Source organism: Anaerocolumna aminovalerica (assembly GCF_900115365.1).
Classification (GTDB): domain Bacteria; phylum Bacillota; class Clostridia; order Lachnospirales; family Lachnospiraceae; genus Anaerocolumna; species Anaerocolumna aminovalerica.
This window is the reverse complement of the sequence record NZ_FOWD01000004.1, coordinates 209,098-217,307: the sequence shown is the minus strand read 5'-3', so window position 1 is coordinate 217,307 and position 8,210 is coordinate 209,098. Positions and strand designations below refer to the sequence as shown.

Annotated in this window: 5 protein-coding genes; 1 reads left to right on the top strand and 4 read right to left on the bottom strand. The window is 38.4% G+C overall.

Features of this window, described 5'->3' with window-relative positions; translation table 11 throughout:
• Positions 1-183 precede the first annotated feature (183 nt).
• Positions 184-1,977: a heme NO-binding domain-containing protein gene (locus tag BM183_RS04070; RefSeq protein WP_170847880.1), complete on the bottom strand. Its 1,794-nt coding sequence runs from the start codon at positions 1,975-1,977 to the stop codon at positions 184-186.
• Between the two features lie 212 nt (positions 1,978-2,189).
• On the opposite strand from BM183_RS04070, the gene asnB reads away from it, so the two are divergent.
• Complete coding sequence (gene asnB / locus BM183_RS04065) at positions 2,190-4,043, top strand: asparagine synthase (glutamine-hydrolyzing) (protein WP_091684621.1); 1,854 nt, start codon at positions 2,190-2,192, stop codon at positions 4,041-4,043.
• A gap of 197 nt (positions 4,044-4,240) precedes the next feature.
• On the opposite strand, the gene BM183_RS04060 is transcribed toward asnB, so the two are convergent.
• From BM183_RS04060 to BM183_RS04050, 3 genes are all read right to left on the bottom strand, one after another.
• Positions 4,241-6,775, bottom strand: coding sequence for a M56 family metallopeptidase (locus BM183_RS04060; RefSeq protein ID WP_091684591.1), 2,535 nt, complete (start codon positions 6,773-6,775; stop codon positions 4,241-4,243).
• On the bottom strand, positions 6,768-7,142 hold the full coding sequence (locus tag BM183_RS04055) for a BlaI/MecI/CopY family transcriptional regulator (RefSeq protein WP_091684589.1): 375 nt from the start codon (positions 7,140-7,142) through the stop codon (positions 6,768-6,770). The genes BM183_RS04060 and BM183_RS04055 overlap by 8 nt, the downstream gene beginning before the upstream one ends.
• Positions 7,143-7,252: 110 nt before the next feature.
• On the bottom strand, positions 7,253-8,125 hold the full coding sequence (locus BM183_RS04050) for an AraC family transcriptional regulator (protein WP_091684588.1): 873 nt from the start codon (positions 8,123-8,125) through the stop codon (positions 7,253-7,255).
• Positions 8,126-8,210: the final 85 nt, after the last annotated feature.

The window sequence follows — 8,210 nt, the reverse complement described above, 5'->3', positions numbered from 1 at the left end:
ACAGGGTGTATAGGATTGATTTTGCGTAATCCGGCCGACAGGGTAAGGTAGCAAAATCAATCCTATACACCCTGTTATCCTTGAACAATATAAATAGAGTCATTATAAAGCTTAGTTAGCACTTTCTGAGTTCTTCACAAACTTCAGGGCAAAGCGTACGTGCATTAATAAACTAAATTTTAATTATATTTCATAATTGCCCAAATCTTCCTGGAAATTCTTAATCATCCCATCAAATACCTTAATCTGATGTGACAATTCATTAATTTGCTCTACGTAAACTGCAACATTAGAATTTGCTTCCTGAGTAGATGCCGAATTCTCTTCTGCAATATCTGCAAGATTCTTAACACCATCAAATAATTTTGATATATTATCCGCTTCCAGTTTTAAATCCTGAGAATTCTTTATTAATAACTTAGATACTTCTTTTAGCCTCTTATTGGACTGATTGGAGGTATCTACTGCTTCTGATAATTTATTGTTCTCATTTTCAAGGACGCTGTATTCTTGTTCAATGCCTTCTCCAACATGATTGATGTTGGAAACGAAATAGCTCAGACTTTCGTTGATTTGCTCTACGGCACTATTGGTTTCTTCCGAAAGTTTTCTGACTTCTTCTGCAACTACAGTAAAACCTCTTCCTGCTTCTCCGGCTCTCGCAGCTTCAATAGAAGCATTTAATGCAAGTAAATTAATTTGCTTTGCAATAGAGGATACAATTAATACAATTTGCGTCATATTATCCGCATTTTCTTTCATCTCATTGCTGCGTTTTCTAATATCACTAAATCTTGTTAATATATCCGTAATCTGTGAAGCAGTGGCTTCAACATTATGAAAACTCTCTTCGATTCCAACTACTGCTTCCTCAATTTGACCCTTGTTATATTGTCCATCATCAGATATTGAATTTACATTATGTATACTTCCGTCAAGAACTGTTATAGCTTTCTCTGTATCTTCTGCCTGAGTAATTGCTGCTTCTGCTACCTGTTCTAATACATTGGTTATATCATTGGAGGTAGTTTCCATAGTACCTGCAATTTCTGAAACAGATTTATTAAAGGTATATAATTCATCCACAATGGCATTGAATCCAATGAAATCTTTTTGTACGTTCTTTTTCACCATGTTAATTTTATTCATAAAATCTTCATATTCATCATTGGATTTTAGTACTACAGATTCTACAAAATTACGTTCACTTAACTTATCCAGCTCTTTTAGAATTAATTTTCTTGGTTGATTAAACACAAAACTGGATGCTAAAGTAGTTAATAAAGTAACTCCCGCTAATATTAAGGTGTGGGCAATATCTTTTGATAATGCTAATGTAACTAAAGCAGCAATTAACGCATTAGGAATGGCACATTTTACTGCTACCTTTTTAAATATTCCAAATGAGAAAAATCGGTTGATACCATATTTCTTAGTATATTGAATTTCTTTTTCAAACTTAAGTTTTAATTGTGTTTCTCCTTCATTTTTACTGAGGGTTTCCACTTTAATATCTTCCTTAAAATAATGTGCAACTCCGCTGATCAAGCCGGTCAAATAATCTTCCATTTCTCTTTTCGAACGATAGGTAAATATAATTTCATGGGAAGATATAGGCGTTACATCCAGTATAGGCGGAACGGCTCCCTTAAAACGTTTCATCACAATAACATGAACATCATTCATGGATTTTAAAAATTGATAAGCAGATTCATGACGAAAGAAACCGGGATATGCCTTGCTAAAAGTCTTTATGTTTTCTTCTCCCATAACAAACCATATTTCTTTATGGTTTTTTCCTACTTTTTTTCCCACTTGATCAACTATCCCTTTTGCAGTTACATCCGGAACATCTTCAAATGGGCTAAAAATATGATCCGTATCTATTCCATTCCCTTTCAGTACTTCATCCACCACAGAATCTCCGAATAATTTTCTGCAAGATTCTACCCAGGTCGATACTACAGTTCCTTTCATAATCATTTCTCCTTTGTAATATAGTATATGTCAGTAGAATACTAACTTTTTTACTTATATTAATTATAGTTCAATTATTTTTTAAATTCAAGACATACTAATTGTAAAGCATGAAAAATAATCCTAAATAAGACAAAATACTATGAAAATTTTATGCATTTGCTTATAAACTACTGCATAAGATTACTATTATGAAAGGAAAGGGTAATAAATTGTGTGGAATAGCAGGATTTTGTAATTACAATAAAGATTATACGACAGAAACATCTCTATGGACTCAGGTTCTTGATAACATGAAAAATAAGATTAAACATAGAGGTCCCGATGATGAGGGGGCATATCTGACAAAGCATGTTGGTTTTTCTCATGTAAGGCTATCCATTATTGACCTGGCAAATGGGAAACAGCCTATGTCACGTAAAATAGACGACCATGTCTTTACTATTATCTATAATGGTGAACTATATAATACCGATGAAGTAAGAAAAGACTTGGAGCAAAAAGGATGGTCTTTTCAAACAAACAGTGATACGGAAGTTATTTTGGTCGGCTTTATGGAATATGGTCCGGAATCCGTTAAAATGCTAAATGGTATATTTGCTTATGCTATACTGGATGAAAGTAAGGACCATGTATATCTTTTCAGAGACAGATTAGGCATAAAGCCATTGTTTTATACCGTCCAGTCCGGTACTTTAGTCTTTGGCTCCGAATTAAAAGTACTATTCGAATATCCACAGATTAAACCTCAGATAGATAAGAACGGATTATGTGAAATATTTGGCTTAGGTCCTGCAAAGACCTACGGAAGCGGCGTATTTAAAGATTGTTACGAAGTATTGCCGGGACATTATACCGTATATAATCCTGATGGCTTAAAGGAAGTTCCTTATTGGAAATTAATCAGTAGACCTCATACAGACTCCTATTCTGAAACAATCGACAAAACTTCTTATTTAGTAATGGATTCTATCAAACGCCAGATGGTATCCGATATACCTATCTGTACTTTTTTATCTGGCGGTGTGGATAGCAGCATCGTAACTGCTGTATGTGCAAATGAATTAGCAAAGAATGGAGAACAACTGAATACCTTCTCCTTTGATTTTGTGGACAATGAAAAATACTTTAAGTCAAATGCTTTTCAACCTTCTCAAGACCGGCCTTATGTGGATATTATGGTTAAACATTTTAAGACCAATCATACTTATCTGGAATGCAGTAACGAAAGATTGGCAGATTATTTATACGAAGCGGTGGATGCCAGAGATTTGCCAAATATGGCAGACGTGGAATCCTCTCTACTTTATTTTTGTTCTCTTGTGAAAAAGCATAATAATGTTACCTTAACCGGGGAATGTGCTGACGAAATATTTGGCGGTTACCCATGGTTTCATAAGGAAGAATCTTTTCAGCTGCATACTTTTCCCTGGTCAAAGAACATGGAGCCCAGAAAGCTGCTTCTGTCCGATGAACTATTAAAAGAAATCGATCTTGATAGATATGTAATTGGGACCTATGAAAAATCAGTTTCTGAAACTCCTTATCTGGAAGGGGAAAACCTCACCGAAAAAAGACGAAGGGAAATTGCCTATCTTAATATAAAATGGTTCATGGTTACCCTCCTTGACCGCTTAGACCGAACAAGCATGTATTCCGGTTTGGAAGCCCGGGTTCCACTGGCAGATCATCGAATTTTAGAATATGTATGGAATGTACCCTGGGATATCAAATGCAAAGATGGTGAGGTGAAACACCTTCTCAGGGAATCAGTAAAAGGTTTATTACCGGAGGAAATATTATATAGAAGAAAAAGTCCCTATCCAAAAACTTATAATCCCGGATATGAAAAACTCCTTGGTGACAGATTACTGACTGTTTTAGAAGACAGTTCCTCTCCTATTAATAAATTATTGGATAAAAAGAAGGTACAGAATTTTATTAACACCCCTTCTGATTATGGAAAGCCATGGTATGGCCAGTTGATGGCAGGTCCCCAGATGCTTGCATACATGTTGCAGGTGAATTATTGGCTTGAGAAATATAATATTGAAATAATAATTTAACTATACTGGATGGAAAAACCAAACGATTATTTATTCTTAGTATGCTAATTTTTATATGAAAGTCAAAGTTCTATCTTTATAGGGTTATTATTCATAAAATATAGCATAACTATCAGGAAGAAAAATGGAATGCAGGAAGTGATAGGTTTTGATTAACCTCCCCTTCCTGCATCCTGTTTATTGAATCTTATCGCCTGCTATGTTAATTTTTCCAAATTCCCATCCGGTTTTTGTAAATATACATCTGTCTGACCATATAGCAATAGATGTTCTATAAGGCTTTCCCTAAGTAGCTCGCTCCGGGTGGTGTGGTCAGTATAATCATTGATGATCTTTTGCGCTAACCCGCTGTTTTCCTTTCCTGATGGGGGTAAAACACATAATTTGCGGATAGAATCGGCAAAGTAAGCACCGTCTGGGAAGTCTTTGGAACCTACCTCTGTGTATTCCTCCAGGATCCAACCGTCACTGAAATCATCTTGTCTAAAGGTTATAGCGGCTACGATAATACCACCGGAGGTTGATGTTAATGTCTTACCTTCCAAACGGTAATGTTCATAGTGTACCGTAACAAGGGCTTTCATCTTACCGGATTCCTCATAAACACCATGAATAGTAGGCGCGTAAACAAGAAACCCTTTATCGGAACCGCCATATTGTTTTAAAATAGCCGAGTTGAAGATTCCTCCATATGCTCTGTCGTCAATCTTACCGTCATAGACACCTATGGGATTTCCAGGCTTGAAGTCGGGCAAATCAATTAAACCGGACGGTAACTCCCGTACAAGCTCCATTGTTTCATTCTCGATAAACTTATCAACATCGTAATAACGAATATCTATAGATTCATTTTCCCCACCTTCAGTAGCATGAATCAAATTGGCATACAAAATGTTCTCCCCGTCTATTGAACCCACCACAAGCAAATATGGGCCATCATCTACATAGTATTGCATAATGTAAATTCCACTACCAGCATCCTGCCCGGCAAAATCTTCCAAATCCCCCATTGTCAGATCCGTCCCGATTTTTTGTGCCATGGCTCGCACATCGTCCAGCGTAAGGATTTGCTTTTTATCCGTTTCTTTCTGGCCCACCCCTGTGAACGCAAACCACGTACCGTCGCTGTAAATAAAGAATATGCCCCGTTCCTTTGACACGGCACAAATGATCGTTTCATCATTTATGTCAACCTCGAAGGTGTACACATCAACAGGGGCAGGTGGGTTGGTATAGCTAATATCTTTTTCACCCCTATAGCGGATTTCTGTTGCTTCCGGATAGTGCACGCCTACAAGTTCCTGTGCTTCGGGAACATTCATATAAGAAACCACAATCTTAAATCCATAATTGACCGTGCCCCGCTGGAACTTCAAATTCACACCGTAGATATACTCACCCTCTTCAAAAGGCCCAAGCAAAATGATATTTCCATTATTGTCTGTTCCTAAACGCTTAGAAAGAGAACTGTAAATCTCACGATGCCCATCATCATAAACTGTACCGTCTGGCTTCCAAATCGTATAGGATAAGGCCTCCACGTATCCCTTTACCAATTTTTCCTTATCTGTGGATAGTCTCAATGTAGCTTGGTCGCTGACAGTAATAGTGTTCTCCGGGCCGTATTCTTCATATTGAAACGGCGCCAGGGCATCGGCCTCCACAATTTGCTGTTCGGACTTTGACAAATCCCCGTAATTCCATGAATACCCAAAACGTACAAGTTCAACTTGCGTATTGTTATCCAAGTTGGCGTATACAATCGGTATTTCGTTCCTTGTATTATCTTCTTTGCCTATGCTGTTTACCTTATTCACCGCGAACCCCACACTAACCACTACCGCCAACACCACTGCCGCAGCAATGACCACTCGAGAGGTTTTTTTAAAGTTCAAAATGTTCTTTATCCGTTCTTTTACGCCACCCTCCCCAAAGGCCAGTGGTGAACCGCTGATAGTACCCCTGTCCGTGGCCATCGACAGGAGTAACATTGAATAATCCTTCTTTGTGCCGCCGCCAAGTTCTTTCAATACACGTTCATCGCAGGACATTTCCATGTCCACTCCCATCAGCAGGAACGCGACCCATGCCAGCGGGTTAAACCAGTGCAGACACAGAATGAAATACGCGGCAAATTTAATAATATAATCCTTACGTCGTATGTGGGTCCGTTCATGCAAAATAATATATTTCCGCTCACTTGCCTTCAAAGAAGGGGGAATATATATTTTGGGTTCGATTATGCCAAGAACAAAGGGCGATTGAATGTTGCCAGCCTCATAAATATTATCGTCTACGTGGACTGCCATCCCCATCTTTCCTTTGAGCAAGACATATGATACAATGCCGTAAATCACCATAATGGAAACGCCCATCAGCCAGACATATGTACCGATTGCTGTCCAAATCTGCAACGGACTTACGCTGGCTCCAAGTGTTGGAGCAGGGAGCGAACCGCTGATGATATTGTCTACAATCGTTACACCGCTGTCAATTCGCGGTATGGGCTGCATTGTAATATCAAGTGGTATAGTCTGGGCTTTAAACGGTATCAAGCTAAAGACGCTCTCAATTGAAAATGGGAACACAAGCCTAAAGCCCGCCATGGCCCACAGGCAATATGAAATGATTTTTGGGGCTTTTTTCAACGGTAGTCGGACAAGACATATGGCTGCTATTACGAATGCCCCGGTTAAGCTCATATTCAAGATTGTAAGGAATACTTTATCCATTGCTGCCCCCCTCGTGCTCGTCTATCAACCGCCGAAGTTCCTCGGCTTGTTTCGACGTGAGCTTCTTGCCACCGATGAATGATGTTATAAATTTGGGAAGCGATCCACCGAATGTGTCCTCCACATAACTGCGGCTTTGTCCCGAGATAAACTGTTCTCGCGTACAAAGCATGGTCACAGTGGATTTTTCGTTTTGTGCAATACCTTTCTCAATAAGTATTTTCAGTACGCTAAACGTTGTGGACTTCTTCCATCCAAATTCCTGTTGGGCAATTTTTATCAACTCCATTGACGCAATCGGCGCAATATTCCAGAGAAGTTCTGCCAGCTTAGCCTCAGCATTCGTCAGTTTGTACACAATTTTCATGTTGGTTCCCCCTTTGCAAATAGGTCGGGATAAATTAGACCTTTAGATTAGTCTAATTTATCCCGACCTATTTGTCAATAGAGGAAGTTTGTCTCTCTATAATTTTTGGTTTATTTTACTGGAATATAAATATCTATTTGTGAATCTACATTGTCAGCTCCAAGGAAACGTTTGTCATAAATCTCAAAATCCTCACGCTCATCCAGCTTTTCCTTAGTAAACAAAACCCAACTACCCCAAATGTAGTCATAGGTTTTTAGCAGAGTTGCCACGGTGCCTTTGTGTGTAAAAACAGCATACCGCCCTCCTGGAATTATTTTTACATCTACACCTTTAGGCAAACACCCAAAACTATCTACTTCTATACCTACAATCTCTGAAAAAGTTACATTACCATCTTTTGATATACTTACTTCTGTCCTGTCTGTTTCACATATACCAAAACGACGTGCATCAGATGAGGCAGGTATTTGACTGCATATTTCAAGCAGACTGTTCCAAAGTTCAGGCAATATATTATGCAGAGTGGATGTTTCCCCACGGATACCAGCAACAAAAATTTTATCCAATTCAACAATACGTGGCCTAATTGTTATTCCTTCTGCAAGATGCAGTAATGATTCCCGGTCTAGCATCTTTTTTGAACCAGTATACAAATCTGAATTGTTTTTTCGATAAGCAGATGGGCTAACATCATATGCAGACTTAAATGCACGGCTGAATGCTTCTGACGAACCAAAGCCACTCTCCATTGCGATATCAATGATACGCTTATTGGAATACAGTAGTTTTTTACAGGAATTTGACAATCTGCGCTTTTGAATGTAACTGCCGATTGGCTCTCCAATAACAGCAGTAAAAATGTGCGTGAGGTGGTAAAGAGAATACCCCCCGGCTTTCGCAATGTCTTCTGGAAATAATTCCTCATCTAAATGTTGTTCTATATATTCAATTGCTTTTTCAAGTGATACGATATAATCCATGCTCACCCCTCCAGTCCGAACTATTATTATACCATAATAGTGGCAAACAGGGCATTAAAATTCGCAAAAATTATCATGAATGGCA

Excerpts from the sequence above, each read along its gene's own strand:
- BM183_RS04070 (WP_170847880.1), bottom strand. The coding sequence starts at position 1,977 with ATGAAAGGAACTGTAGTATCGACCTGGGTAGAATCTTGCAGAAAATTA.
- BM183_RS04060 (WP_091684591.1), bottom strand. The coding sequence starts at position 6,775 with ATGGATAAAGTATTCCTTACAATCTTGAATATGAGCTTAACCGGGGCA.
- BM183_RS04055 (WP_091684589.1), bottom strand. The coding sequence starts at position 7,142 with ATGAAAATTGTGTACAAACTGACGAATGCTGAGGCTAAGCTGGCAGAA.
- BM183_RS04050 (WP_091684588.1), bottom strand. The coding sequence starts at position 8,125 with ATGGATTATATCGTATCACTTGAAAAAGCAATTGAATATATAGAACAA.